Below are 26,289 nucleotides of genomic sequence, written 5' to 3' on the forward strand. Positions count from 1 at the left end.
GGGCGCAGCCCCCAGACCCCGCCGCCGACCAGTCGGCGGCCAATAGTCAGCGCAAGACCAACCAGTGTCACACAAACATTGGCCGTTCTGTGCAGTTTTAGTTTTGACTCACGAATTCCGCTTGCCCAAGGATAGCGGGTTTCATGCCAACCCATCGCAATTTCGGTGATGCATCCAATACCCATTGCGCAATTTCATCACAGACGAAGAATGGACCTTAGCGGGTGATTCCCCATAAAATGTGCAGAAATGAAACGTCGTTTCACGCCAATCCGAAAAATCCCCATGCCCAACGCCGCTACGACTCAACGCGCCGCCGAACTGCGTCGCCTGCTCACCGACTACGCCCATCACTACTATGTGATGGATCAACCCAAGGTTCCCGACAGCGAATATGATCGCCTGTTTCGCGAGCTGCAGGCGTTGGAGCAGGAGCATCCCGAGCTAAAAACCGCCGATTCTCCCACCCAACGGGTGGGCGGCGCGCCGCTGGATGGATTCGCCAAGGTGCAACACGTTGTGCCCATGCTGTCGCTGGATAACGCCTTCAGCAATGAGGAGCTGCGGGAGTTCGACCGCCGCGCCCGCGAAGGGTTGGTGGAGTCGGTGGTGGCGGAAATCGCCGAAAACTTCAAAAGCGAACGCGGGCTGACTACGCTGGACTCCCTGGGCAAGGACCCCATGAGTCTGAGCGCACTGGCCAAGCAAGCGCTGCAACTGGCCATGACCGCGTTGCCCACACACCTGACTGACGCGCCATCGCCGCCGAGCAACGCCGAGCTGCTCAGCGCCGGACGCAAAGAGCCGGAGATTCTGCGCCGCTTGCGTCAAACCTTGCTCGAAGCCGTACCGCAAACTCTCACCTATGTGGCTGAACCCAAACTGGATGGTCTGGCCATCTCCCTGCTCTATCGCAATGGCGAATTGGTTCAAGCCGCTACGCGAGGCGATGGACGCGAAGGGGAGGATGTCACCGCCCATGCGCGCACCATTCACGATGCGCCATTGCGCCTCAAAGGGGAGGATTGGCCACCGCTGCTGGAGGTGCGCGGCGAGGTGTTCATGACCCTGAAGAATTTCCGCCGCATCAATCAACAAGCAGAAGCGGCGGGGGAGAAGTTGTTCGCCAATCCGCGCAACGCCGCCGCGGGTTCCTTGCGGCAGTTGGACCCCAAAATCACCGCCAGTCGACGTCTGCGCCTCTTCTGCCATGGTTTGGGACAGGTCACCGACGGCGCGCTACCGGACTCCTATACGGAAATTCTCAACAAATTGCGTCAATGGGGCCTGCCGGTCTGCCCGGAGATTCACACCGTGCGCGGCGCGGATGGGTGCATCGCCTACTTTGAGCAGCTGGGCGCCAAACGCGATAGCCTGCCCTATGAGATCGACGGCGCGGTGCTCAAAGCGGATCGCTTACAGGACCGGCAGCGCTTGGGCTTTGTCGCCCGCGCGCCGCGCTGGGCCATCGCTTGGAAGTACCCGGCCCATGAGGAGATCACCACCGTACGCGGCATCGACATCCAGGTGGGGCGCACCGGTGTGTTGACCCCAGTGGCGCGTCTGCAGCCGGTGCAGGTGGCGGGGGTCACCGTCACCAACGCCACGCTGCACAATTTCAGCCTGCTGGCGCAAAAAGATGTGCGCATTGGCGACCGGGTGAGCGTGCGTCGGGCCGGCGATGTGATCCCCGAAGTGGTGCAGGTGATGCCGCAAACCGATGATGCGCCGCGCAACGCGCCGTTCGAGCCGCCTACCGCCTGTCCCGAATGCGGCTCCCATGTGGCGTTCGATGAGGCCGGGACGCAAAAGGCGCTGCGCTGTGTGGGCGGGCTCAGTTGCCCGGCGCAGGTGCGCGAGGCGGTGAAGCACTTCGTGGCCCGTCGCGCCATGGATATCGACGGACTGGGCGGCAAGTGGGTGGAGAAGTTTCTCGACCTGGGCTTTATCCGCTCCATCGCCGATATCTACCGTCTACATGAGCGGCGCGATGAACTGGAGCGGCTCGATGGTCTGGGGGCCAAATCGGTGGAAAATCTACTGGCCGCCATTGATGTCAGTCGCAACGCCGAGCCGCGTCGGCTGCTGTTTGCCCTGGGCATTCGCGAAGTGGGAGAGGCCACCGCGCGGGCGCTAACCAGCCACTTTGCCGATCTCAACGCCCTCATGGCCGCAGATGAGGCGCAATTGTTAGCCATTGAGGATGTCGGCCCCATTGTGGCGCATCGCATTCTGGATTTTTTCGCCGAGGCGCACAATCGCGAGATTTTGACTCAACTGGATGCGTTGGGCGTCGCCGCCATTCAGGCGCCTTGGCAAACGGCGCCTGCTCAAAACGCCCAAACGGGCGATGAAGCGGACGCGCAGGGGACGCCGTTGACGGGATTGACGGTGGTGCTAACGGGAAGCTTGGAGAGCATGACGCGGGATGAAGCCAAGGATCGGTTGGTTGCGCTGGGGGCCAAGGCGGCGGGGAGCGTCTCCAAAAAGACCGGCTGTGTGGTGGCGGGGGCGGAAGCGGGCTCCAAATTGACCAAGGCGCTGGATCTGGGCGTGCCGGTGCTGGATGAATCGGGACTGGCGGAGTTGCTGGCCGGGCGCATCCCTGACGATGTAAAAGCGCGTATGGCGTGAAATCGTTTTAGATTCTCGAGAACCCAAAACCGCACAGAACAGCCAATGTTTGCGTGACGCAGATTGAGCTTGCGCTAACTATTGGCCGCCGACTGGTCGGCGGCGGGGTCTGGGGCCTGCGGCCCCAGCGGGTGTGGACAGCGCCCACGATTCGGCAGGACTGCCGAATCGGACTCGCATAGCGAGCCCGAAGGGTGAGGGCCATGGATGGCCCGAATCACGGTGTGGAAGTTGGGAGCTCGAGGGCGGAGCCCTCGATATCTTCCATTATCCAAAAACCAAGCATGTCCGATTCTCGGTTTGACTTACTATAATTTCCTGGCGGGGTTTGGGGCGCAGCCCTCAATATCTTTCCTCTTCCAACGCATCCAGCAAAACAATAAAAGTCATACAAATAGATAAAAAAATGGGGAGGGCCGACATGAGAAAGTGCGTCGGTGGATCCTCCCGCCAAGTGAAGGGAAAAGGGAAACGGTATCAACGCATCTTTTTGATGCGCTTGGCGTGTTACTGAGTGTCTGAGGCACACAGGAACCGCCGTGAATTCTTATTCTCTCCTGAAGATTATCAGAAGGTTATGCATAAAAACTCGACAACGAAAGAGACAGTCAAGCAATCAGCCGGAACGCTGTCGACGCAAACACTGCTGCAAGATGGAATCGAAATCGGAGGATTGGGAAGAACCCGGAGAGGTTCGCCCAGACGTCTGATTCAGGCCGCGAGAAGAGATGGGCTGAACCGCGTCAGACGAAGTGTGATCAGACCCGCGTTTGGGCTGATCCAGGATGCTCAGCATGCCAGGATAGGTATACGGATACATGAGCCATTCCCCCATTCCATGGGACCCAAGTCATTTGGGATTTCCATCCATTCCATTGCGCTCACAAAACGTATCGGCAATGGCGTGGTTTGACTTGAGCGAAAAAAGCGAAATTTCTTGCTCAGAGACCAATGATTCGATCGCCTTGAGATATTTTTCGGAATAACAGGGAAGGGACTGAAGAAGTTTTTGCAGGGATTGTTTGAAAAAAACGCTGTGTCAGCACAGGAATGGGAATAGTGAACGCGTTGAACTAATTGCTAGTCAACTCTTTGACAACCTCCAACAGTCTGTTTTTGCTGATGGGTTTGGTCAAATGCATGTTGCAACCGGCATCCAGAGCCTGATTGACATCATTCTGCATGGCAAAGGCGGTAAACGCCACAATGGGGGTGGGGGCACGCTTCTGTTCATGCTCCCAAGCGCGAATGGCGCGGGTGGCGGCGTGGCCATCCATGATGGGCATCTGCACGTCCATGAACACCAGATCAAACTCGTTTTGCTGAAACTGCTCAAACGCTTCCTGGCCGTTTACCGCCTCTGACAATTGCAAGGGAACATTCTTCAGGAAAGCGCGGATCAACGTGCGGTTATCTTCGGTGTCATCCACCAGCAGTAGACGAATCTCACGACTATCGGCATTGAGAATCGGCGCGTCTTCATCCGGTTTGTGACGCCGCAAACGCCGACGATCCAACGAGCGCCGATCACCGCTACGGCGCTCCAACTCAGCGCGTCGGTCCAGTCCACAGCGGCGATCACTGCTGCGGCGATCGGAATCCTGGCGCCGCTCCTGGTCGGTTTTTGCATCAGCCAACGCTTGCGCGTTCTGTTCGCTCTCATCCACTGATTCCGACACAGCAGGCAGTAACAGATGGAACAGGAAGCGACTGCCCTCATCCGGGTTGCTGGACAGATGAATTTCGCCGGACATCTTTTCAATCAACTGCCGACAGATGGATAGACCCAGCCCGGTGCCGCCAAACCGGCGGGTAGTGGCGGATTCGGCCTGCACAAACGGCTCGAATATCGATTGCTGTTTATCCGAGGCGATGCCAATGCCGGTGTCTTGTACGCTGAACAGAATATGGTCGGCAATATCCGGATGCGGACGCGCCTCCACTGAAATATTGCCCTCCTGAGTGAACTTGATGGCGTTGCTGACCAGATTCATCACCACCTGACGCAGACGGTTGGAGTCGCCCAACACCCGCATAGGCACGCGCTCATCCACATTCAGCGTCAACGCCACGCCCTTTTCGCGCGCTTTCATCAAGAACAGGTCCAGCGTACGCGCCAGCACATGACGTGGGTTGAATACGGTGTTCTCCAGATGAAGCTGTCCCGCTTCGATTTTAGAGAGATCCAGAATGTCGTTGATCACCGCCAGCAACGTTTCGCCCGCGCGATGCAACGTTTGCAGGTAGTCGTACTGCTCCTCATCCACCCGTGTCTCCAACAGCAGTTCCGACAGGCCCAGAACCGTGTTGATGGGGGTGCGAATCTCATGGCTCATGGTGGCCAGGAAAGCGCTCTTGGCGTGGTTGGCTGCCTCAGCACTTAATTTGTCCCGCTCCATGACCTCCACACGATCGCGATCAATTAGAATCGCCAACGTACGCGACAGGCTATCGAGCAGCAGTTGATGCGACTCATCCAACGCCTTCTGCCGTGGATCCAGAAACAGCACCAGAACGCCCAGATTGCGCCGCCCGGAGAGCAGCGCAATACATTTCATCCCCTCTACAGGCACATTGTGTTGTTCAAAAGCATATTGCAGGCAGGAGATCTCACAGGTCATCAACTCCACTTGGCCCGAAGCAGAGCGTTCCGGATAAGCGCTGGCGCACTGATCCGACGGCACGTTGGCGCACTGAGCAATGGCCGATTCCGACAACCCATGGTGGGCCATTAATTTCAGATCCTGCGCCACAGAATCCAAAATAAACACCGCGCCGCCATTGGGCTTGGGCAAGCAGCTGGAGTTGATAATCGCTTGTAGAATGGCGTCGAGTCGTTCACTCAGGGGATCGGTGGTCAGACCGATATGCAATAACTGATTGACCAGATTCTGCGCTTCCAGCGCGCGATGCTCCTGCTGTTGCGCCGCGCGCCGCGCTTCGATCTCATACTCCAAACGCGTGTTGATAGTCTGCAACTCCTGGGTGCGTGTTCTGACTTGATCCTCCAGGGTGCGATTGAAGGCGAGAATCTGCGCCTCCTGGCTTTTGCGCAGCGTGATGTCGCGCAGGTGCGCCGCATAGTGGTTGCGCCCTATCAAGCGCATGGGGGAGATAGAGGCCTCCAGTGTAAACGAGCCATTGGCGCGAATGCCCAAGCACTCGTTGTGACGGCTGATCAGGGATTGAATACGGTCGGAGAAGTGATCCGACTCCACGCCGGGCAGCGTCACCAGTTGCGCAAACGACATCTCCTGCAACTGACTCAGGGAGAGTTCAAACAGCGTGGCGGCGGCGGGATTGGCGCGTTGAATCCCGCCCTCTTCATCCAACAACACGATAGCGTCCAAAGCCGAGTCCACAATGGCGCGAATCTGCGCGCTCTGGGCGCTCAACTTGGCCTGACTGCGCTCATGGCGGCAGTAGTTGATATAGGCGTTGGAGTGGTGTTGCAGACGCGCCAGCAGTTCGCTGGAGGCGGGGAGTTTGACCAGATAGTCGTTGGCGCCCATGGCGAACGCCTGCGCCTTGGTGTCGGGATTGTCCTCCACCGACAGCATGATGATGGGAATGTGCGATGTGCGCTGCTGGCCGCGCAGTTTGATCAGCAGGGTGATGCCGTCCTGCCGGGCCATCTGAATATCCAGCAGAATGACCGTGGGCTGAAACGCCTGAATGCGCGCAACCGCTTGCAGCGGGTCGGCGCAGTACTCAATCTGCAGCCCCACCAGACCGCCGATCATACGGCGCAACCCCACCGCCGTGCTCTCCTGGTCATCCACCAGCAGCACGCGAATGGAGTCGTCAAACGGCTCTTCCGCTTCGTGATTGAGGCCGCTGCTCATGGATGGGCGCTCTCCATAGGACTAGATTGACGTTCGCGTAAATACGCGAACACCAAAAAATATTAACAATTAATTAACAAAATTGTGGGTTTCAATCACATCCTATTTACGCAGATTATAAGCGCTTATTCAGCAAAACAAAACCGTTGCATCACTGCATGGTCAATCATTTTACCAAACGCTCGGATTGACGCCCCACCCAGGCGTCATCACGCCATATGCCTGCAAAGCGTTTGCCCTCTGGTGAGACATAAACGCCCAATCCATGGCGCAGATTATTGTGAAACTCTCCCTCATAAACGCCGCCATTGGCCCAGTGATAGACGCCGCTGCCCTGCTTTTTATCGTTAACAAACTGACCTACATAGCGACTGCCTAAGGGAAAAGACATCACGCCGACGCCATTCATGCGCCCGTTGCGCCACTCCCCTTCATAACGCCGCCCATCGCGCCAGATGAACAGCCCCTGACCATGTTTGCGTCCCTTGTGGTAGTAACCGCGATAGACATTGCCATTGGCGAAGCGCACCACGCTGAAGCCCTCCTTGGCGTTGCCGCGCAAACAGGTAAAGCCGGTGGTTTTTTTGGATTCGGGCGGCAGTCCGCGTTTGAGTCGCTCAATGCGTTCGGCGCGGCGGAAGAAGAAGTGGGTGTAATCCCGGGTGACCGCGATCACAAACAGCACCAGCGTGGCCATGACAAACAGCCAAAACAGCACCGTGGGGGCCTGGGAGAAGGGATCAAAAGGGATCATGGCGTTACGGAGTCACAAGAAGCCAAAATCAGACGTTTCATTCATGGGGAAACAGAAGATATCGTCACTAGCATTTAGAACTGAACATATGGGCGCTGGAAGATATCGAGGGCTCCGCCCTCGAGCTCCCAACGACCAAACCTTGGGGCGCTGCCCCAAACCCCGCTGGGGGCGCTGCCCCCAGACCCCGCCGCCGACCTGTCGGCGGCCAATAGTCAGCGCAAGCTCAACCTGTATCACGCAAACATTGGTCGTTCTGCGTGGTTTTGGGTGCGCATGATTTCGAAAGCGACGATCACCAACAAAAAATTCAATGCACAGAGAGCCTCTCTCTTTCTATCGGTTCATCAGCAGCGGGATATGATACATTCCGCAGCATGAAGCCAACAAACTCCCCCTCTCAGCCGCAACCCACCATCCCCTTGACCATCGAACGTCTGGCCGATGGCGGACGCGGACTGACATTTCATGATGGCCGGGTGGTGTTTATCCCCTACACCACGCCCGGCGACGTCATCGATGCGCGTCTGGTCACCATCAAAAAGCGCCACGCCATCGGTGAACTGGTCACATTGCGCGAGCCGGGCCCCCATCGCGTCGAGCCGCTCTGTCGTCACTACGGCGCCTGTGGCGGCTGCCAGATGCAGCATCTGGATGAAACCACCCAGCACGACGCCAAACGGCAATATGTGATCGACCCGCTCACCCGCATCGGCGGCGTGGCGCGGGATCAGGCCGAAGCGTGTGTTGAGCAAACCTGCATCGCTTCACCCGCCACCGGCTATCGCTGTCGCGCCAGTCTCAAAATCCGCTGGGTGCGCGACCGCGCATTGGTGGGTTTTTTCGCCCCCAACAGCCACCGGGTGACCGATCTCAAACAGTGTCCGGTGCTGGATCCAAAGCTGTTTGCGCTCATCGACCCTCTGCGGCGACTGATTGGCGAACTCTCCTTGCGCGAACGTCTGCCTCAGGCAGACCTGACGTGCGGCGACGGCGCCGATGAGGTTGCGGTGATTCTGCATGTGCTGCGCACGCCCAATGGACGCGATCGCGCCGCGCTGGAGCGGTTCGCCGAGCGCACGGGAATTGCGCAATTGTGGTTACAGACGGGGCGCAAAGAGGGGATGCAGGCGCTGATCAACCACCGCCCATTGCGTTATGGGGTAACGGATCTGCAGCTGACGTTCCAGCCCGGCGACTTCACCCAGGCCAACCCGGCGGTGAATCGTTGGATGGTGGCCAAAGCCATGGAGTGGGCGGGACGCGGCAAACGCGCATTGGATCTGTTCTGTGGATTGGGCAACTTCACCCTGCCGCTGGCGCAGCAGTTCGAGCAGGTGTTGGGGTTGGAGAGCTACGCCCCGGCGGTGGCGCGGGGCAAGGAGAACGCGCGGGCGCTGAATCTGACCAATGCGCGCTTTGAAGAGGCGGATCTGTTCAATGCGCAGCGGGTGTCTGGCATGAAGCTGGACGAGTGGGATCTGATTGTGTGCGATCCGCCGCGCGATGGAGCGACGTTGATTGCGCAGCGCTTGGTCGAGGCTGGGCCGGAGCGGTTGATCTGGATTGCGTGCGATCCGGCGGCGTTTGCGCGGGATGCGCGCACGCTGATAGGGGGGGGCTATACGCTGGAGGAGGCGATTCCGCTGGAGATGTTCCCGCAAACCGGCCATGTGGAGCTGATGGCGCGGTTTACAAAATGTTTGCGTGACGTAGATTGAGCTTGCGCTGACTATTGGCCGCCGACTGGTCGGCGGCGGGGCCTGGGGGCCGCGCCCCCAGCGGGGTGTGGGGCGGCGCCCCACGGTTTGGTTGTTGGGAGCTCGAGGGCAAAGCCCTCGATATCTTTCATTATCCAAAACCCGAACATGTCCGATTCTCGGTTTGACTTACTATATTGGCCGCCGACCAGTCGGCGGCGGGGTGATTCGGGCCATCCATGGCCCTCACCCTACGGGCTCGCTTACGCGAGTCCGATTCGGCAATCCTGCCGAATCGTCTGGGGGCCGCGCCCCCAGCGCCAATGGTGTGCAATCCAGGGCGGAGCCCACGGTGTAGAAGTTGGGAGCTCGAGGGCGAAGCCCTCGATATCTTCCATCGCCAAAATCACCAATGGCTAATTTTGAATTTGACTGACTGTCACTTCCAATCTCAGCTTACCAATACTTCTCCAAATGCAGTGAACCGGACTCCTTAGCGCTGCTCTTGACGTAGCCATATTGCTGAGTGAACACCGCTTCGGCGCTCTCCACCATGCCGGGATTACCACACAGGAAGATGTGGGTCTGACTGGGATCCAGCGGTAACTGCGCCACTTCACGCAATTTCTCTGGATCCTCAAACCAGGTGTTCAACCGCCCGGTGCGTCCGCTCCAGTCTGGGTCCTTCTCCGGGCGCGAGATGATGGGCGCATAGTGGAAATTGGGGCACTTCTCCGCCAACGACTGCAATTCGTTGCGATAGCCCAGATCCCACGAATAGCTGGCGCCGTGAACAATGGCCAACTGGGAGGCCGGACACCCCACGCCCATGGCCATGGTGCGCACCATGCTGATGTAGGGCGCCAAACCGGTGCCGGTGGCGATCATCAGAATCGATTTGCCCGGCGGGGTCTGATCCAGGGTGAACATGCCGCTGGCTTTGGGACCCAGCCACAGACGATCACCCGGCTGCAAAGCAAACAGACGCGGCGTGAGTTGGCCGCTCTGCACCATGGAGATATAGAACTCCAGGAACTCATTCTCATGACTGCCGGAGCTGATGGAGTAGGCGCGGCGAATCAAGCGCTCGGCCTTGGCCTCATCCACCGGCTCCTCCTCATCAGAGTCGGCGGCGCGCGGTGCGTTGTATTTCATCCCCAGCACGGCGAATTGCCCGGCGGTGAAGGCGAAATCCCCATCATCGGGTTTGACGCGAAAGATCGCCAAATGCGGGGTAATGTCCACCCGTTGAACCAAAGTGGCGTTGTACTCTTTGGATGCAGCCATGCCGAGCGCTCCTTTCCATTCACGGGTTTACTGAAATTTGGTTGGCTGATTGCGTTCAGGCAACCTTGCCCACGGGGCGATATCCTGTGCTAGAGTAGCCGCCATGGACGCCATGGAACAACCCGATAAACCCGATGTGATCCGTTATCTGCTTGAAGAGGAGGGGCGGGTCATGCTGTGCTTGGACGCCACCCGCGCCGGGGTGGAGACGCCGAGCCGTTTTCATAACGATCCCGGGCTGCGTCTGGTGCTCAACCGCAACATGCCGCAGCCGATTCACATCGGTCCCGATGGGGTGGAATCGGAGTTGCGTTTTGGCGGTATTCCGCACTACTGCATCATCCCCTATGACGCGCTGTGGGGCGCCTTCAATCCCGATACCGGCCACGGCATGTTGTGGCCCGAATCGATGCCCGATGAGATCCGCCAGAGCTACTGGCTCTCTCACTCGTTGCAGAACAAAGGCATCGACATGCCCGAAGAGGCGCGTCAGAAGGCGGTGCAGAGCGCCAAGAAAGCCAGCGAAGAGCCGACCCCCACGCCTGCGCCGGAACCGCGTCCCGCATTTCGCGTCATCGACGGCGCCACGCCCGCTGCGCCCGATTCCACCGCAGACGAAAAATCGCCGACGCCCCCCGATGGCGATGGTCCGCCCAGCGATCCCCCCCAACGCGGCAAACCAAACCTGCGCTTAATCAAATAGATTGCAAAACTCTATCGGACGTTTCCAAGGCTACATCACGACATCAAACGGGTGATGAGATAACGCGCGCCATCGCCCAGCGATGAGAAGTAGAGCAACGCCGCCGTCACCACAGTACTCAAGCGTTCGCCCCAAATGCGCGCTCCGCGCAGATAGACGGGACAGCTCACGCCAGAATCCACACTCCAAACGTAGCGACGCAGCGCCCAAACCCACACATCGCGCCACACACCGATAAACAGACGCCAGCCCGCAATCAGCAGGGCAAACAGCGGAACCAGTTCGCGCAGATCGCGCCAGATCATCTCCGGTTCAAACATCATGGCCAACGCCAATAGCGTGAATACGCCCGCCGCCAATCCCTGCACGGCAGCGGAAGATGCGGAGGGGGCAAACGTCGCCAATGCGCGGCGCGCCAGGGGAATCAGAGCCAATAACGCGCCCGCACCCGCCAGACGCTCCAGCGGAGCCGCCCACGCCACCGGCAACAGATCGCTCATAGCCAAACCGAACAGGGCGCCGCCCACGGCGACCAGGGCGATCCAACCGCTGTGCGGAATGAAATCCGGGAACAGGAAGGGGTCGCCCAACACCCGCGCGGCGCTCCACACCACGGCAAACCACAACATCACGGTGAGAATCGGGTTTTGAGGCGCCGGAAAGTAGAGGATGAACAGAATGACGCCCCAGGCGCTCCAGAAGCGGAAGTGCCGCTGCGCCAGACGTTGAAAGGCGTGGCCCAGGAGATCCACAAACCAACGTCGTCCCCTATACCCGCGCAGGTGTGGAATCCGCAGTCCAAACTGACGCACCGCCTCCCACACCGCCACCCACGCCAGCAGCAGAAACAGCACGCCCAGACTCAAACCCACGCCGCCGTTGATCCACCCTTTGGCCCAGTTGCGCGCACTCTGCATAACGCGATGGGGCAGAGTGGCGACGGTGGAGCGCAATTGCGCTCCCCACTGCGTCCACTGCTCCATCGAACGCGGCCAGCGCCACTGGGCGCGGGTATGATGCATCGCGCCGCGCTGCGCCGATTGCACAATCTGCGCGCGTGTCTGTGCGATCTGCGCAATCTGTCCACTGAGCGCCAGCAGATGCATCCTGTGGCCGTTATAGAGCGTATCCAAAAGACGCCGCGCGCGATCCACTTTATTCTGCAACTGCTTGTTTTGGGTTCTGTTCTGCTGTGTGTCGTTGCGCAAACCCTGACTCACCAATTGTGCGGAGAGCCCCCCCATCATACGCCGCTGCTGCGCCACCAGTTGCTGCTGTTTGCGCAACAACAGACGCTGCATGGAGAGCTGACTGGTCCACTGACTCAGGCGCGCCAGACGCTGATCCGCCTGTTCAGGATTGAGTGATGTGACATCAAACGCTTGCAGCTCGGTGGTCAAATGCGAACGGGCCAGATTCCACTGCCGCAAATTGGCCTGGAACAGACGCGTCATCTCCCGCGCCCGCATCACCCACACATCGGCCAAATCCGCGTCATCCTTGGGCAGCAACATCATGGATGGCGTGGTCACCGTGGGTGGGGCGTCCTCCGCCAAAGCGGCGTCATCAAACGCCATCACACGCCCACGGGCGCGCACCTGCTCACTCACAGCGAAGCGTTGCGAGAGCGCATCGGCCCAGCGTTGCGACTGCTGCAACGCCTGCTGCGCCTTGTGCGCTTGCGCGCGAAAACGGGTCACAGCGGCGTCATCGCCCTGCAGTTGCGCCTGGGAGACGCGCCACTGGGCGATCTCCCACTGCAGTTGCGCCCAATCCACCGCCAGCGCCGCGTTCTGCACATCCATGGCCATGGGGATGGCGCGTTGGAGCTGCGCCAACTTCTGCGTCAACGCCGCGTCGTCAGCGCTCTGCCCCCACGCGGGCGCAGTCCACAGCCACACAAAAGTCGCCAGCGCCATCCACACGCAGGTGGCGCGATTGCTGATCGCTCGCCTGTTGTCCACCATCGGCTCGATTCGTTACAGCGTTTTGGCCACCCGTTCCGCAGCCGCCAGGGTCTGTTCAATCAGGTCATCATCATGCACGGCGGAGACAAAGCCCGCTTCATAGCCGCTGGGCGCCAGATAGACGCCCTCATCCAGCATACCATGGAACCAGGTTTTGAACCGCTCATGGTCCGCCTTGGCCGCCTCGGAGAAGTTGCGCACAGCGCTCTGCTCGGTGAAGAACAGACCGAACATGGTGCCCACATGATACCCCAAATGGGGAATTCCCGCCGCGTCCAAACGCTGGCCGATACCTTCAACCAACTGCGCGCAGCGGGCGACAATAGGATCATAGAAGCCCGGCTGTGAAATCGCCTCCAGCGTGGCCAGACCCGCCGCCGTGGCCAGCGGATTGCCCGACAACGTGCCGGCCTGATACACCGGACCGGCGGGGGAGATCTGCTCCATGATATCGCGTCGACCGCCATAAGCACCCACCGGCAGACCGCCGCCGATCACCTTGCCCAGAGTGGTCAGATCCGGCTTGATGTCATACAACGCCTGCGCGCCGCCCAGGGCCACGCGGAAACCGGTCATCACCTCATCGAGAATCAACAACGCGCCGGATTGGTCACACACCTCGCGCAGCGCCTGCAGGAAACCCGGTTGCGGCAACACGCAGCCCATATTGCCCGCCACCGGCTCAACAATAATGGCGGCGATCTCGCCGCCGCGCTGGGCGAACAGCGCCTTGAGCGCGTCGATATCGTTATATGGCAGCGTCAACGTATCCTTGGCCGCCCCTTCCGGCACGCCGGGGGAGGAGGGCACGCCAAAGGTGGCTGCGCCGGAGCCTGCCGCCACCAACAGGGCGTCGGCATGGCCGTGATAGCACCCCTCGAACTTGACGATGGCGTCACGTCCGGTGGCCGCGCGAGCCAGACGCAGCGCGCTCATGGTCGCCTCGGTGCCGGAGTTGACCAGCCGCACCATCTCGATGGAGGGGACCAGTTCAATAATCTTTTCCGCCAGTTGAATCTCCGCCTCGGTGGGCGCGCCATAGGAGGTGCCCTTGGCGGCGGCCTGCTGCACAGCGGCGATCACCGATTGCGGCGCATGGCCCAGGATCATCGGACCCCAGGAGCCCACATAATCGATATAGCGTTTGCCATCCACATCGGTGACAAACGCGCCGCTGGCTTCGGCGATAAAACGGGGCGATCCCCCCACGCCTTTGAATGCGCGCACCGGGCTGTTCACCCCTCCAGGGATCACACGGGCGGCGGCGGAAAACAGCTCTAGGGATCGATTCATCCATTTTCTCCATTGGAAACGGCAAGTTGGCGTTGACACGCCGGTTCAGTCGTCCTAGTGTACAAAATAGCGAATGATATTTCTTAAGATACAGAAAATAGGCGCGCTTTCAGGGGCAATTCAAGCTCTCACCGCCGGGCGGGCTGTTTTGTGTCGTTTTGAACGCCTGGATTTTCCGGGCAAATCACTTAATTGGAATTTGCAACCAATTGAAATTGCAAATAACTCAATCCATGGGAGAGACTCTCGTGACCATGACAAAAGCGGACATCGTACAATCGGTCTATCAGCGCATCGGCGTTTCCAAGAAGGAATCCGCCGACATTGTCGAAGGCGTCTTCGAAGCCATTCGCACCTCCCTGGAGGATGGCGATCCGGTGAAAATCTCCGGATTTGGCAATTTTAACATGCGCGCCAAGCGCCCGCGTCAAGGCCGCAACCCCAAGACCGGTGATGAAGTGGAGATCTCCGCGCGCAAGGTGGTGACCTTCAAGGCCAGCCAGATTCTGCTCAATAAAGTGAACACCGGCAACGGTAAGGGGTAACCACCCCGTCTGGCCAGGGAATGTGATGATTTTGGCGCACTCTGTAACAGGGTTCGGTGCGCCATATAAAAAAAAGAGCCGCTGACCAATGGGGTCAGCGGCTGAAAACTGGCGGAAATCTCACATCTGGAATGCCGATCGAGCACAGTGCGCTCGCTTGGCGGTCCGAACGCCGCTATCCGTCCTGGCGCAGCGTTTGAAGATCCTATCCCGGATCCGTTCTCTCTCATCAATGCGACTTGTCCGTCCCAACTTCCCGAGGGTCGGCGCGTCAATGCGCCGAAGGACTGGCTAACTGCGCGTGTGACTCCTTACACGTACAGTTCGCCCAGCTTGCTGGAGGCGAGACTGAATCGCGCCACCAACTCACGTTGTTCCTGCCCAGATGCGGGCATATGGTTCAACGCTTCGGCCACCTTCTCCTCGATGGCCCGCCCTACACGCTCCGGAGCCCGCATAGTCACGGTCTCCTCAATGGAACGCCCGCCAACCGAATAATCAGCGCCTCGACCCTTCCCCGAAAGAACAGGGTGAGCGCGCCCATTGCGCGAAACAGCGGATTGCACGGCTTGCATTACGGCTTGCATGACTTGATCCTCCATATCGGTCCAGTGGATCATTTCTCGTTCACAATGTTTATCGTCCGCCAAATCCGCTCTCTTGAGGATTTTTTCCCTGCAAAACGCAAAAATATTTATCGTTTTCAATGTGTTGCGAATAGATAAACCATTGGGAAAAAGTCCCTGTTTGGTGCAAGAAAAGTCCCGCTTATTCGGAATATCCGGCCCAATTCATTCATTTATCAACATCATGATCATCTGATCATCGCCACCAATCCGGCGTAACGAACGACGCCTTTTGCGCGACTGAAAATTGCCGCATACTCACGAGGCAAATCTGCAACCGCCCATTGGATATAGTGAGTCAAAACCAAAACTGCACAGAACGTCCAATGTTTGCGTGACGCAGGTGAAACTCACGCTGACTGATTGGCCGCCGACTGGTCGGCGGCGGGGTCTGGGGTCTGCGACCCCAGCGGGGTGTGGGGCTGAGCCCCACGGTTTGGTTGTTGGGAGCTCGAGGGCGTAGCCCTCGATATCTTTCATTATCCAAAAGCCGAGCATGTCCGATTCTCAGTTTGAATTGCTATAGAAGTTGGGAGCTCGAGAGCGTAGCCCTCGATATCTTCCATTTCCCCGTTCATGAAATGTCCGATTCTAGCTTCCTGTAACTATAGAAAAGACGCCATGCTGCCTGATCTGCTGCGCCGCACCGCCGAAACCCGTCCCGACCATCTGGCCATTGCCGATGGCGCGCGCCGTCTTAGCTGGCGGCAGCTGCATATACTGGTGATGCGCATGGCGGCGGGATTGCGCGAACTGGGCGTGACGCGCGGCCAACGGGTGGGGGTGTGGCTGGATAAGGGGATTGAGCAGGCGGCGGGCTTCTATGCGCCGCAGCTACTGGGCGGCGTCACCGTGATGCTCAATGAGGGGCTGAAGATCGCCCAGGCGGAGCACATCGTCGCCGACTGCGCCATTGAAGTGCTGATCACCGACGCCAAGCGACTGCAACAGCATGGCGCGGCGCTCAAAGCGCGTGGCGCCGAGCGCGTGCTGCTGTGTGATGTGGACGCTCTGCCCGATGACGCTGCGCTTAGCGGTCTGTGCTTAAGCGCCACTGATGCCGCAGAGGAGCGCCGCGCCCCCGGCATCCCGGCGGACACCGCCCACATCATCTACACTTCCGGCTCCACCGGCCTGCCCAAAGGCATTGTCATCAGCCACCAGAACGCCCTGGATGGCGCGCGCATCGTCAGTGGCTACACCCAACTGGGCGATGACGAACGCATCCTGGGGCTGCTGCCGCTCAATTTCGACTATGGCCTCAATCAGTGGCTCAACGCCGCACATACCGGCTCGGCCTATTTTGTTCATCGCTTCGCCCTGCCCAATGAGCTGCTCAAGCAGATCGAACAGGAGCGTCTGACGGTGGTGGCGGGCATGCCGCCGGTGTGGAGCCGTCTGTTGGACCCCAAACTGGTCAAAGCCGAGCATGGGCGCGATCTCACCAGCGTGCGCGCAGTCACCAATAGCGGCGGGCGCGTGCCGGTTCCCATGGTGGAGAAGTTGCGCGCTCTGTTCGCGCCGCCGACACGCATCTACCTGATGTACGGACTCACCGAAGCGTTCCGCTCCACCTATCTGCCACCGGAGGAGTTGGCGCGCCATCCCGACTCCATGGGGCGGGCGATTCCCGAAGTGGAGATTCAGGTGGTGCGCCCGGATGGCTCGGCATGCGACGTGGGCGAGGAGGGGGAGCTGGTGCATCGCGGCGCGCTGATCAGCAAAGGGTACTGGAACAATCCGGCCAAGAGCGCCGAGGTGTTCCGCCCGGCGCCGGGATTGGACGCCGCCAACGCCCATCTGGAGCAGGCGGTCTACTCCGGCGATTTGGTGCATCGCGATGCCGAAGGGTTGCTCTACTTCCATGGCCGCCGCGACCAGATGATCAAGACCAAAGGCTATCGCGTCAGTCCCGAAGAGGTGGAGCGGCTGCTATTGGAGATCGATGGCGTCACCGGCGCCGTGGCGGGAGCATTCGATATGGGCGCCGACTATGGCGTACGCGCCGTGGTTACGTTGAGCGACGCCGCCCTGACGCCGCCGATCCTGCGGCGTCAGTGTCAGCAGCGCGCGCCTTTCTATCTGGTTCCCGATGAGATCGTCGCGTTAACGCGCTTTCCTCTGACCGCCAATGGTAAAATCGATCGCGCCGCCGCCTTGGCGCAGGCGGCGCCTGAAAATTCAATTGGATGATAAAAGAGACTGGGGCTTCGCCCCAGACCCCGACCAGGGCTTTGCCCTGGACCAACGAGGGCTCTGCCCTCGACCCGGCAGGGGAATGATTCCCCTGCACCCCCGTTAGTTTTACTTTGTGCACTCACTCAGTTTTGTACATGTTCTCAAACTGGTTCATAGCCACCATCTTATGACTCACATACCAAATATCTCGCTGATCACAGTGCGCAATCTGAGCGCCCATGCCGAGTATGGCAACGGCGCGCTATTCCAGGGCGTAAGCTTTGAACTGAATCCCGGCGAAAGCCTCGCCATCACCGCGCCCGAAGGGGGCGGCAAGAGCCATCTGCTGCGTCTGTTGGCGGGATTGGAGACGCCCAGCGCCGGGGAGATCCTGCTTGATGGCCGTCCCATCGCCAGCATCGCGGAACCTATCCGTGCGCGACGCTTAGGCGTCGTCTTCAGCCAACCGTGGGAGCAGTTCATCGCCCACGATCCTTGGCGTGAGGTCGCCATGGGCGTGCTGGCGCAAGGGGTGGAGAGCGAAGCGCTCAAACAGCGCGTCACCCAAGCGTTGCAGCAGACGCCACTGCCGCAATCCCTGTGGCGCGCGCCATTGGAGCGGCTCTCCCACGGGCAAGCCTATTGGGTGATGTTCGCCGCCGCCCTGGCCATGCAACCGGCGCTGCTGCTGCTGGATGAACCCGGCGCCCTGCTCTCCGAAACGGGGGAGGCGCATTTGGTTGATCTGCTCCATGCGCAACCGCAGATGGCGCGGATTGTCTTCACCAGCCGGGCCGCCCGCGCCCAACGCATGGCCGCCAAGCATCTGTCGCTTGGCGAAGGGCTAGGCGAAACAAACGTCAAATAATTTATTGAAAGAATAGAATGGAATCGCTCACTGCATTGATTTTTGATCCCACTGTATGGATGGCTTTGATCACATTGGTGGTTATGGAGGTGGTGCTGGGGATCGACAATTTGGTTTTTGTCGCCATCGTCACCAATAAACTGCCAGAGCATCAACGCGCATTAGGGCGCCGCATTGGCATTGGACTGGCGTTGTTACTGCGTCTGCTGCTGCTCAGCGTTGTGGCGATGATCGTTCAATTGACGCAACCGCTAGTTGTTCTTTTCGGTCATGAAATCTCCTGGCGCGATCTGATCCTCATAACAGGCGGGTTGTTTCTGGTTTGGAAAGCCACGGCGGAGATCCATCACACTGTGGATCCGGAACCCACGCCCACGCTGTTTGATCGGCAGACAAAAAGCGTAAGCTTTGGCGCCATTATCGGTCAAATCATCCTGTTGGACTTGGTGTTTTCCATCGACAGCATTATCACTGCGGTGGGTATGACCACACAGATTCCCGTGATGATGACCGCTGTGGTGATCGCCGTTGGCATCATGCTGCTGGCGGCGGATCCGTTGGCGCGTTTCATTGAGCGTAATCCCACCATCGTCATGTTGGCGCTGGGATTTCTGTTGATGATCGGCGCATTGTTGATTGCCGAAGGGTTTGGCGTTCACGTACCCAAAGGGTACATTTACACCGCCATGGCGTTTTCAGCCTTCATCGAAATGTTAAACATGCTTGCTCGGCGTCGTCACAAAACCAAAAATGGCGGCCAACAGACGGATAACCCTCTGTCTGCCTGATACAAAAAGCTTATTGCGTGGAATGCAGGGATGGAAAACTGGACCGAATACACGCGCTTTATCATCTCCCTGTTGGCGATTTTAGCGCCGTTTGCAGCGATTCCGATTTTCCTCTCACTAACCCATGGAGAGACGGAACGCAGCAAAGCCAAAACCGCCTTTATTGCGGTGACGACGGTGTTCAGCACATTGACCATTGCCGCGTTCTCCGGCGAATGGATTCTGACGCTGTTGGGCACATCGCTGGATGCGTTTCGCGTGGGCGGCGGCATCGTGCTGCTACTGATTGCGCTCTCCATGCTCAACGCCAAACTAAGCATGACCCAACACACCCGGGAGGAGCTGGACGAGGCGCAACAGAAGTCCGCCGTGGGCGCCGTGCCCATCGGCCTGCCGCTGCTGGCCGGACCCGGCGCCATCAGCAGCGCCATCATTCAGATGCAGCGCGGCGAGGGGGCGTTACATGCGACATTAATCATACTGTGCATCCTCATCGTATGCGCAATAGTCTGGCTGTTTCTGCGTTTTGCCAGCATTATTGGTCGGGCGCTGGGGGTGATCGGCCTGAATATTCTCAATCGCATTTTTGGTCTGCTGCTGGCGGCGGTGGCGGCGCAGATCATGGCCAATGGCTTCAAGGGGCTGTTCCCCGGCTGGGCGGGATAGCTGAATGGGTCGTCATCTACTGTCAGTTGAAATCAGAATCGGACAGTTTGGGTATTGGTCATGAAAGATATCGAGGGCTTCGCCCTCGAGCTCCTAAGGTCAAAATCCAAACCGTGATTTGGACCATCCCTGGTCCTCACCCTTTGGGCTCGCTGCGCGAGTCCGATTTGGCATTCCTGCCAAATCGTGGGCTCCGCCTAGATTGCATACCATTGGCCGCTGGAAGCGCGGTCTCCAGACCCGCCGCCGACTGGTCGGCGGCCAATAGTCAGCGCAAGTTCAATCTCCGTCACGCAAACATTAGCCGTTCTGTGCAGTTTTGGTTTTGACTCGCTATATTGTTTCAAGAGAAGCGGCATGCCCCTGGATATTCGCTCCATATCCATCATCTGCGCGGCGGTGTTTCTCACCCATGCGCTGGTGCTGTTTCTCTTCTGGCTCAAACGCCGCAGTCTGCGCAGCATCGGCCTCTAAGCGCTGGCCAATGGCGCCTATGCCGCCGCCATCTTTCTGGTGGCGCTGCGCGGCGCGATTCCAGAGTTTATCTCCATCGTCATGGGCAATCTCATCGGTGTGGCGGGCGGATTCCTGCTCCTGCGCGGCTCCCGGCGCATGCTGGAGCAGCCGCCGGACCGCAAACTGGAGATTCTCCTCACCGTCCTTACCGCTCTGGGGCTGATCTGGACTGTTTCGGTTCAGTTGGAAAATGACAAACAAGCCGTTTATAATGTGTAGATAATAAGCGGAGGTTTGTATGGAACGGAAGAAGCGGAGATTTACGGCTGAGCAGAAGGTAGGCTATGTGCGCCGTCACCTGGTCGAGAAGGTGGTTCTCTCGGATCTGTGTGACGAGGCGGGCATTCAGCCCAGCCAGTACTATCGCTGGCAAAAGGCTTTGTTTGAGAACGGCGAAGCGGCCTTGTCTGACAAACGCGGCCAAAAGGCTTGTGACCGACAGATTGCCGAACTAGAAGCGAAGTTGGCAACCAAAAATGAAGTTATGTCCGAGCTTCTTGAGGCGCATGTTGCGCTAAAAAAAGTCTTGGGGTGAGCTGAACGGCTGCTGGGTGGAGCCGGACATACGGGATTCGGTGGTGGATTTCGTGGCGTTTTGGTCAGACAAGAGCGAAATCGACACGAGCCGAATTATCAACTGGATAGGCGTGCAAAGGGGCAAGTTCTATTCATGGCGCAAGCGCTATGGAATGGTTAACGACCACAATGGCCGTATTCCCCGAGATTTTTGGCTGGACGATTGGGAAAGGGAAGCGATTGTCGCCTTTTTCCATGAACATCCGTCAGAGGGCTATCGGCGCCTGACCTACATGATGCTGGATGCAGGCGTGGTGGCGGTCAGCCCCTCTTCAGTGCTGCGTGTGCTCAGAACTGCCGGGCTGATGCGTCGTTGGAGCCCACCGCCCTCGCAGAAGGGCACAGGGTTCAAACAGCCTTCGGAGCCGCATAAACACTGGCATGTGGACATCTCCTATCTGAATATCCAGGGGACGTTCTACTATCTGTGCAGTGTCCTGGATGGATGTAGCAGGTTTATCCTCCACTGGGAGATTCGTGAGTCGATGAAGGAAGATGAGGTTGAAGTGGTCCTGCTCCGAGCTCAGGAGGCCTATCCGGAAGCTAAGCCGCGGCTGATCTCAGACAATGGGCCGCAGTTCGTTGCCAACGATTTTAAGGCGTTCATCCGGGAATCCGGCATGACGCATGTGAGGACTTCGCCTTACTATCCGCAGAGCAACGGAAAGCTGGAGCGTTTTCACGGTAGTTTGAAGCGTGAGTGCATTCGGCCTCAGACGCCATTATCGCTGGAAGATGCCCAGCGGGTTGTGGGAAAGTACGTCGAGCATTACAACACCCGGCGGCTCCATAGCGCCATCGACTACGTCACCCCACAGGATCGCCTGGAAGGGCGGCATGTGCAGATCCTGGCCGAACGAGATCAAAAGCTTGAGGCGGCCAGAGAACGGCGTCGGACGACGCACCAAAAGCAGTCTTTTCAGCCATCCCAAAAAATGGCTGAAAAGGCGAACAGCTAACTGATATTTTGGTTTAGACGGTTGTCATGTTTCCGCTGAACCAGCACAGGACCACCTACATCCAAGTTGACTACAAACTGCGCATTCTCATTGTCACCAGCGCCTATGTGATTCAATTTCTCCTGCTCACCCTCATTCATGCGCGCCGCATTCAAGGCGATTTCACCTCCCCCAACTTCATCACCTCTCTGAGCTTCGGCATATTTGGCGGCTATCTGTTGCTGCGCAACTTCTATACTCTGTTGCAGGATCACGCCGCGCCCTACCTACATGCGGGCGCGGTGTATGCGACCACCTACTTTATCGGCGCCCTGGCCACCACCGGTTGGACCCTGGGATTCCTCATGATCGGTTACGCCAACGCCGACGCCGAACGTCAGCGCATGCTCGATGAGGTGCAGCACCTGGCGCGCACCGACGCTCTAACCGGTCTATGGAACCGGCTGGCCATGGATGAGATCCTCACCGACGCCTTCAGCCGCGTCAAACGCAGCGGCAAGGGGTTGGCGTTGTTGGTCTTGGATCTGGATGGCTTTAAAGGGGTCAACGACACTCACGGCCACCATACAGGCGATGCGGTGCTGGTGGAGACGGCGCAACGCATCCAGAATGTGGTGCGGCAAACCGATAGCGTGGCGCGTCTGGGCGGTGATGAGTTCGTGGTGATTCTGGAAGGGATCGATAGCGCCGACCATGCAGGACGGGTGGCCGGGCTCATCGTCGAGCGCATCGCTGCGCCTTATACAGTGGAAGATCTTTCAGTCAGTATCGGCACGTCCATTGGCGTGGCGTTCTACGGACAGGATGGCGAAACCGGCGACGAATTGCTCAAAGCGGCCGATGGCGCGCTCTACGCCATGAAGGAAAAGGGCAAGGGAGGCTATGTGTTCGCCAAACAACGGAGTTTAAGCACCAATGAAAAATAAAATATATTATAATTATAAACCGAATAGTATTTACAATAGGAGAAATTTGGTTTATACTATTAAGTAAAGTGAGCTTTGGTAAGCAGAGCCAACAGTTGGTTCGTAAACCTCCACCTCCTTTTGGTCCCGTTGATTTTAATAGCCAACAACTATCTTATAATCAACATTAACCAAAATTTTGAAGGAGGGAAGCCTATGATTCTAAAGTGGATGTTAGCACTGATGGAGTTTGTTGGGGCCTTGGGAGCGAGTTTGGTTGCGAACTGGCTAGGTGAGGGCGCATCAAATGCGCTGCTCACCAAAGCTCATTTTGCATAGGATCTCAGCTAAAATTAGACATGATCAACCGTGTTACCGCTGTGATGGACTGGAAATTCTCCTGAGTGATCAAGTCCGGCTCCAGCTCCAGTTCAAAACGCTCCTCCAGGAACGCCAGCAGATCGACCACGCCGGTGGAGTCCAACGCGCCATTATCAAACAGGTTCTCCCCATCATCGGCGATCTTCACGCCAAACCCGGCAAAGTACCCGCGTAAAGCTTCTGCAACAGTGGCGGCATCCATAGGTGTTCTTTCTATAGTTTATAAGGGGTGATGAAAGATGTTGGGGCTTCGCCCCAAACCCCAGTCGGGCTCTGCCCGACACCCGCCAGGGCGCCGCCCTGGACCCGCCAGGGAAATGATTTCCCTGGACCCTCGTGAGTTTACCTTTGTGCGCGCTTATAACCATCGAAAGCATTCGCACCACTGAGCAAATCCATACGAACAGCAGCAAGAGACTAATTGCTTAACCTTCGGAAATCCAGGTTATCCCAGCTCGCCCAATCCCGAAGGATCCACCGGTTCGCGCAATGTCTGCAACGCATCCTGACTATCCAGCAGATACTCCCACGGCGTTTTATGCGACAGGAACAGCAACGGACTGGCGCTCAATCCATATGCCCCCGCGTGCAGAATCGCCAACCGTTCGCCCACCCGTGGAACCGGCAACTCCGCCTGCTGCGCCAGCACATCCAACGTGGTGCAGAGCGGTCCAGCCAAGGTCACCCGGGCAACCTCCCGTTCGGCGTCGGCGTCCAGATTCGCCACCCGATAGTTCTTGCGAATCACCTGACCAAAATTGCCGCTGGCGGCCAAATAGTGATGCATACCGCCATCGCAGACGCAGAAGGTCTGCCCATGAGCTTGTTTGACGTCGGTGACGGTGGTGAGATACCACCCCGCCTCCGCCATCAGATAGCGCCCCAACTCAATGATGCCCTCACACTGCGCCAGACGCGGCGACTGGCGCGCCTGCTCGAACAGATCACACATGGCGGGCAGCGCCTCGGCGGCGTCCAACTCCTGTTGGCCTTCATGATAGGCCACCCCCAACCCGCCGCCGAAATTGATCAACTCCGGGGAGAGATGAAAATCCGCCGCCAATTGGCCAATCATCTTCAGCGCATAGGCGAAATTATCGATCAACGTCTGCGGTTGTAGACACTGGGTGCCGGCATAGACGTGAAAACCGCGCAGATTCAAACCCGGGCTATCCAATATCTGCTGAATCGCCAAGGGCGCCTGCGCCTCCTCAATGCCGAATGGCGTCGGTTTGCCGCCCATCTTGATGGCGAAGCCGGGGAAGGGTTGGGCGGGGTTCAGGCGCAGTAGGATATTGGCGCTGCGGTGGGTCTCGCGAGCGATGCGTTGCAGGCGCATGGCTTCGGCCAGGGACTCCACGCTGATGGCGCCGACGCCCGCCAGCACGGCGGCGCGCAGCTCGGCGTCGCTCTTGCCAGGTCCGGCAAAGCTCATATGGGCGGGGTCGAAGCCGGTTTTGAGCGCGCGCTCCAACTCGATGCCCGAGGAGATATCCACGCCGCCCACATGCATGCGCAACGCGCGCAGGACGCCCAGAGAGGGATTGGCCTTGATGGCGTAGTAGAGACGCAGATGCTCCCCCAGATGGGAGGCGACCATGGCGCAGCGCTGCTGCATGGTGCGCTCGTCGTAGAGATAGGCGGGGGTTTGAAACGGCGCAGCGGCGACGCGAGGGGGTATGGACATGGAGATGGTCCTTTATTAAGCAAGGGGCTTCCCCATTTATGACATAGCCAAACGCGACATCAAAGCGAATGCCTTGATCAAACAACGATGAGCGCGCTGGACGGACGGCAGAGTGGAAAGCGGCAAGCCCTGCGCGGAAGGTTGTGGTCCAAGAGGTCCAGGAGGCTGGCCTCCTGGCGGGTCGAGGGCGGCGCCCTCGTGGGTGCAGGGCGAAGCCCTGCTGGGGTTTGGGGCAAAGCCCCAATATCTCAATGTGGGCAACGAAGTCTTTCAACAGACGACGATGAGCGCGCAGAACAAGAAGCCGAGTAGAAAGCGGCAAACTCTGCGCGGAAGATTGTGGTCCAGGAGGTCCAGGAGGCTAGCCTCCTGGCGGGTGCAGGGCAGAGCCCTGCTGGGGTTTGGGGCGAAGCCCCAATATCTTAACCGTTCAACGAATTTGTTATAAAAAAAGCCCCCCGCCAGAGTGACGGAGGGCTTTTTCTATTCCAATGAGAACCGGGCTTACTGCATCACCCGCTCCCACCAACGTTCGATGTGCTGGATGGGGTCGGGCGGGGCCGGTTGCGGATCGCCTGCGGTGAGGGGCGTGGGCTGACCGGCGCGCTCGTCACGATTGAACAGCGAGGTGATGATGTTGCTCTTCTGCGGCGGCGGCGCGGCGATGAGATCCTCAATATCGTGCTGGGCCAGGAACAGCACCTGACGCATGGCCAGCTCGGTCATCAGCTCCAGGGAGTAACCGGCCTCGGGCGGTTTTTCGTCTGCGGTGGCGGCGGCGGCGAAAGCGGTCAACGCAGTCTCCGCCGGATTGCTGAACAGCTTGCCAGCGGCCAGGGAGAGACCGGCCACAGTGGTGACGGCCTCGACGTCTTTTTTCTCACGATGGGGATTGGAGGTGACGCGAATGCGCATGGTGCGCATGGGCTTGCCCTCGCCGGTGAGCAGATAGGCGTCCCAATCCACCACGCCGGGGGTGCCGGCGCTGCTGTTGCGCAGCACGCGCGGGGCGATCCACAATGCGGTCTCCCACCCCTCCTGCTGGGTCATGTCCACCGCCTCTTCCAGATGGAAGGCGGGGCGCCACTCCTGCACCAGACGTTGGGTTAGATTGCTGGGCAGAATCTGCCGATAAAGGGCGCGGGTGTAGTCCACCAACACGCCATCTTCGCCAATGCCCCGCTGGGTAACGGGAAACAGATGCACTTCGGGATAAGGCGACATAGGCGCGTCGATCTCCGCCGAGGCTTCCCAACACACCTCCACATCCTTGAGGGGAAATTCACACCCCTTGCGATGGATGGCGTGGGCGGTGGAGGCGAAGCTCAGCGTCAACAGAGCGGCGCTTAGCGCCAAAGAGGCGATTCGTTTGCGGTTCATAACCACTCCTCACTACGGACCAGGTCAGGCC

The 26,289-nt window shown here is 58.7% G+C and carries 21 protein-coding genes; 12 read left to right on the forward strand and 9 right to left on the reverse strand.

All coding sequences use genetic code 11. The features are described 5' to 3' along the window. Positions 1 to 249: 249 nt before the first annotated feature. Positions 250 to 2,634, forward strand: coding sequence for an NAD-dependent DNA ligase LigA (gene ligA, locus MAIT1_RS05370; RefSeq protein WP_241893418.1), 2,385 nt, complete (start codon positions 250 to 252; stop codon positions 2,632 to 2,634). A 1,073-nt stretch (positions 2,635 to 3,707) separates the two neighbouring features. Here ligA and MAIT1_RS05375 read toward each other — a convergent pair. Beyond that, entirely contained in the window at positions 3,708 to 6,479 is a 2,772-nt protein-coding gene (locus MAIT1_RS05375) for a response regulator (protein ID WP_085441281.1), read from the reverse strand. A 166-nt stretch (positions 6,480 to 6,645) separates the two neighbouring features. Further along, entirely contained in the window at positions 6,646 to 7,233 is a 588-nt protein-coding gene (locus MAIT1_RS05380; RefSeq protein ID WP_085441282.1) for an MORN repeat-containing protein, read from the reverse strand. A gap of 377 nt (positions 7,234 to 7,610) precedes the next feature. On the opposite strand from MAIT1_RS05380, the gene rlmD reads away from it, so the two are divergent. Further along, complete coding sequence (rlmD, locus tag MAIT1_RS05385) at positions 7,611 to 8,954, forward strand: 23S rRNA (uracil(1939)-C(5))-methyltransferase RlmD (RefSeq protein WP_085441283.1); 1,344 nt, start codon at positions 7,611 to 7,613, stop codon at positions 8,952 to 8,954. A 435-nt stretch (positions 8,955 to 9,389) separates the two neighbouring features. On the opposite strand, the gene MAIT1_RS05390 is transcribed toward rlmD, so the two are convergent. Next, the gene (locus MAIT1_RS05390; protein ID WP_085441284.1) at positions 9,390 to 10,220 is read right to left on the reverse strand and encodes a ferredoxin--NADP reductase; all 831 of its coding nucleotides are present in this window, start codon (positions 10,218 to 10,220) and stop codon (positions 9,390 to 9,392) included. Positions 10,221 to 10,323: 103 nt separating this feature from the next. Here MAIT1_RS05390 and MAIT1_RS05395 point away from each other — a divergent pair, with 103 nt between their 5' ends. After that, a complete protein-coding gene (locus MAIT1_RS05395; protein WP_085441285.1) occupies positions 10,324 to 10,923 on the forward strand; it encodes a ClpXP protease specificity-enhancing factor SspB in 600 nt (199 codons plus the stop codon). A 35-nt stretch (positions 10,924 to 10,958) separates the two neighbouring features. Here the strand turns inward: MAIT1_RS05395 and MAIT1_RS05400 are convergent, their stop codons facing one another. Next, positions 10,959 to 12,890: a hypothetical protein gene (locus tag MAIT1_RS05400; RefSeq protein ID WP_085441286.1), complete on the reverse strand. Its 1,932-nt coding sequence runs from the start codon at positions 12,888 to 12,890 to the stop codon at positions 10,959 to 10,961. A gap of 12 nt (positions 12,891 to 12,902) precedes the next feature. Continuing rightward, positions 12,903 to 14,183, reverse strand: coding sequence for a glutamate-1-semialdehyde 2,1-aminomutase (gene hemL / locus MAIT1_RS05405; RefSeq protein ID WP_085441287.1), 1,281 nt, complete (start codon positions 14,181 to 14,183; stop codon positions 12,903 to 12,905). A gap of 254 nt (positions 14,184 to 14,437) precedes the next feature. Here hemL and MAIT1_RS05410 point away from each other — a divergent pair, with 254 nt between their 5' ends. Then, positions 14,438 to 14,728: an integration host factor subunit alpha gene (locus tag MAIT1_RS05410; protein WP_085441415.1), complete on the forward strand. Its 291-nt coding sequence runs from the start codon at positions 14,438 to 14,440 to the stop codon at positions 14,726 to 14,728. 311 nt (positions 14,729 to 15,039) lie between these two features. On the opposite strand, the gene MAIT1_RS21780 is transcribed toward MAIT1_RS05410, so the two are convergent. Continuing rightward, positions 15,040 to 15,192, reverse strand: a complete 153-nt coding sequence (locus tag MAIT1_RS21780; RefSeq protein WP_158089327.1) for a hypothetical protein — start codon at positions 15,190 to 15,192, stop codon at positions 15,040 to 15,042. Between the two features lie 783 nt (positions 15,193 to 15,975). Between MAIT1_RS21780 and MAIT1_RS05420 the strand changes: the two genes are divergently transcribed. The 8 genes from MAIT1_RS05420 (at position 15,976) to MAIT1_RS05455 (ending at position 22,831) form a co-directional block, all read left to right on the forward strand. Next, positions 15,976 to 17,547 (forward strand): AMP-binding protein, encoded by a 1,572-nt coding sequence (locus MAIT1_RS05420; RefSeq protein ID WP_158089328.1) that lies wholly within the window; start codon positions 15,976 to 15,978, stop codon positions 17,545 to 17,547. Positions 17,548 to 17,719: 172 nt separating this feature from the next. Then, the gene (locus tag MAIT1_RS05425) at positions 17,720 to 18,400 is read left to right on the forward strand and encodes an ABC transporter ATP-binding protein (RefSeq protein WP_085441290.1); all 681 of its coding nucleotides are present in this window, start codon (positions 17,720 to 17,722) and stop codon (positions 18,398 to 18,400) included. A 17-nt stretch (positions 18,401 to 18,417) separates the two neighbouring features. Beyond that, entirely contained in the window at positions 18,418 to 19,188 is a 771-nt protein-coding gene (locus MAIT1_RS05430) for a TerC family protein (protein WP_085441291.1), read from the forward strand. Between the two features lie 30 nt (positions 19,189 to 19,218). Beyond that, positions 19,219 to 19,854, forward strand: coding sequence for a MarC family protein (locus MAIT1_RS05435; RefSeq protein WP_085441292.1), 636 nt, complete (start codon positions 19,219 to 19,221; stop codon positions 19,852 to 19,854). A gap of 513 nt (positions 19,855 to 20,367) precedes the next feature. Then, on the forward strand, positions 20,368 to 20,589 hold the full coding sequence (locus tag MAIT1_RS05440; protein WP_085441293.1) for a hypothetical protein: 222 nt from the start codon (positions 20,368 to 20,370) through the stop codon (positions 20,587 to 20,589). A gap of 19 nt (positions 20,590 to 20,608) precedes the next feature. Beyond that, a complete protein-coding gene (locus tag MAIT1_RS05445) occupies positions 20,609 to 20,905 on the forward strand; it encodes a transposase (protein WP_085440023.1) in 297 nt (98 codons plus the stop codon). A gap of 16 nt (positions 20,906 to 20,921) precedes the next feature. After that, positions 20,922 to 21,905 carry an IS3 family transposase gene (locus MAIT1_RS05450; RefSeq protein WP_085441294.1) on the forward strand — a complete coding sequence of 328 codons (984 nt, stop codon included), beginning with the start codon at positions 20,922 to 20,924 and terminating at the stop codon, positions 21,903 to 21,905. Between the two features lie 26 nt (positions 21,906 to 21,931). Further along, positions 21,932 to 22,831 (forward strand): GGDEF domain-containing protein, encoded by a 900-nt coding sequence (locus tag MAIT1_RS05455; RefSeq protein ID WP_085441295.1) that lies wholly within the window; start codon positions 21,932 to 21,934, stop codon positions 22,829 to 22,831. A gap of 322 nt (positions 22,832 to 23,153) precedes the next feature. Here MAIT1_RS05455 and MAIT1_RS05465 read toward each other — a convergent pair whose 3' ends face one another. From MAIT1_RS05465 to MAIT1_RS05475, 3 genes are all read right to left on the reverse strand, one after another. Next, positions 23,154 to 23,393, reverse strand: coding sequence for a phosphopantetheine-binding protein (locus MAIT1_RS05465; RefSeq protein ID WP_085441297.1), 240 nt, complete (start codon positions 23,391 to 23,393; stop codon positions 23,154 to 23,156). A gap of 243 nt (positions 23,394 to 23,636) precedes the next feature. Next, on the reverse strand, positions 23,637 to 24,878 hold the full coding sequence (locus MAIT1_RS05470; protein ID WP_085441298.1) for a type III PLP-dependent enzyme domain-containing protein: 1,242 nt from the start codon (positions 24,876 to 24,878) through the stop codon (positions 23,637 to 23,639). A gap of 504 nt (positions 24,879 to 25,382) precedes the next feature. Beyond that, the gene (locus MAIT1_RS05475) at positions 25,383 to 26,258 is read right to left on the reverse strand and encodes a hypothetical protein (protein ID WP_085441299.1); all 876 of its coding nucleotides are present in this window, start codon (positions 26,256 to 26,258) and stop codon (positions 25,383 to 25,385) included. Positions 26,259 to 26,289 lie beyond the last annotated feature (31 nt).

This window comes from Magnetofaba australis IT-1 (assembly GCF_002109495.1).
In the GTDB taxonomy this organism is placed as follows: Bacteria; Pseudomonadota; Magnetococcia; order Magnetococcales; family Magnetococcaceae; genus Magnetofaba; species Magnetofaba australis.

Coding starts and splice junctions, on each gene's coding strand:
- ligA (WP_241893418.1), top strand. CDS start 250: ATGAAACGTCGTTTCACGCCAATCCGAAAAATCCCCATGCCCAACGCC.
- MAIT1_RS05375 (WP_085441281.1), bottom strand. CDS start 6,479: ATGAGCAGCGGCCTCAATCACGAAGCGGAAGAGCCGTTTGACGACTCC.
- MAIT1_RS05380 (WP_085441282.1), bottom strand. CDS start 7,233: ATGATCCCTTTTGATCCCTTCTCCCAGGCCCCCACGGTGCTGTTTTGG.
- rlmD (WP_085441283.1), top strand. CDS start 7,611: ATGAAGCCAACAAACTCCCCCTCTCAGCCGCAACCCACCATCCCCTTG.
- MAIT1_RS05390 (WP_085441284.1), bottom strand. CDS start 10,220: ATGGCTGCATCCAAAGAGTACAACGCCACTTTGGTTCAACGGGTGGAC.
- MAIT1_RS05395 (WP_085441285.1), top strand. CDS start 10,324: ATGGACGCCATGGAACAACCCGATAAACCCGATGTGATCCGTTATCTG.
- MAIT1_RS05400 (WP_085441286.1), bottom strand. CDS start 12,890: ATGGTGGACAACAGGCGAGCGATCAGCAATCGCGCCACCTGCGTGTGG.
- hemL (WP_085441287.1), bottom strand. CDS start 14,183: ATGAATCGATCCCTAGAGCTGTTTTCCGCCGCCGCCCGTGTGATCCCT.
- MAIT1_RS05410 (WP_085441415.1), top strand. CDS start 14,438: ATGACAAAAGCGGACATCGTACAATCGGTCTATCAGCGCATCGGCGTT.
- MAIT1_RS05420 (WP_158089328.1), top strand. CDS start 15,976: ATGCTGCCTGATCTGCTGCGCCGCACCGCCGAAACCCGTCCCGACCAT.
- MAIT1_RS05425 (WP_085441290.1), top strand. CDS start 17,720: ATGACTCACATACCAAATATCTCGCTGATCACAGTGCGCAATCTGAGC.
- MAIT1_RS05430 (WP_085441291.1), top strand. CDS start 18,418: ATGGAATCGCTCACTGCATTGATTTTTGATCCCACTGTATGGATGGCT.
- MAIT1_RS05435 (WP_085441292.1), top strand. CDS start 19,219: ATGGAAAACTGGACCGAATACACGCGCTTTATCATCTCCCTGTTGGCG.
- MAIT1_RS05445 (WP_085440023.1), top strand. CDS start 20,609: ATGGAACGGAAGAAGCGGAGATTTACGGCTGAGCAGAAGGTAGGCTAT.
- MAIT1_RS05455 (WP_085441295.1), top strand. CDS start 21,932: ATGTTTCCGCTGAACCAGCACAGGACCACCTACATCCAAGTTGACTAC.
- MAIT1_RS05465 (WP_085441297.1), bottom strand. CDS start 23,393: ATGGATGCCGCCACTGTTGCAGAAGCTTTACGCGGGTACTTTGCCGGG.
- MAIT1_RS05470 (WP_085441298.1), bottom strand. CDS start 24,878: ATGTCCATACCCCCTCGCGTCGCCGCTGCGCCGTTTCAAACCCCCGCC.
- MAIT1_RS05475 (WP_085441299.1), bottom strand. CDS start 26,258: ATGAACCGCAAACGAATCGCCTCTTTGGCGCTAAGCGCCGCTCTGTTG.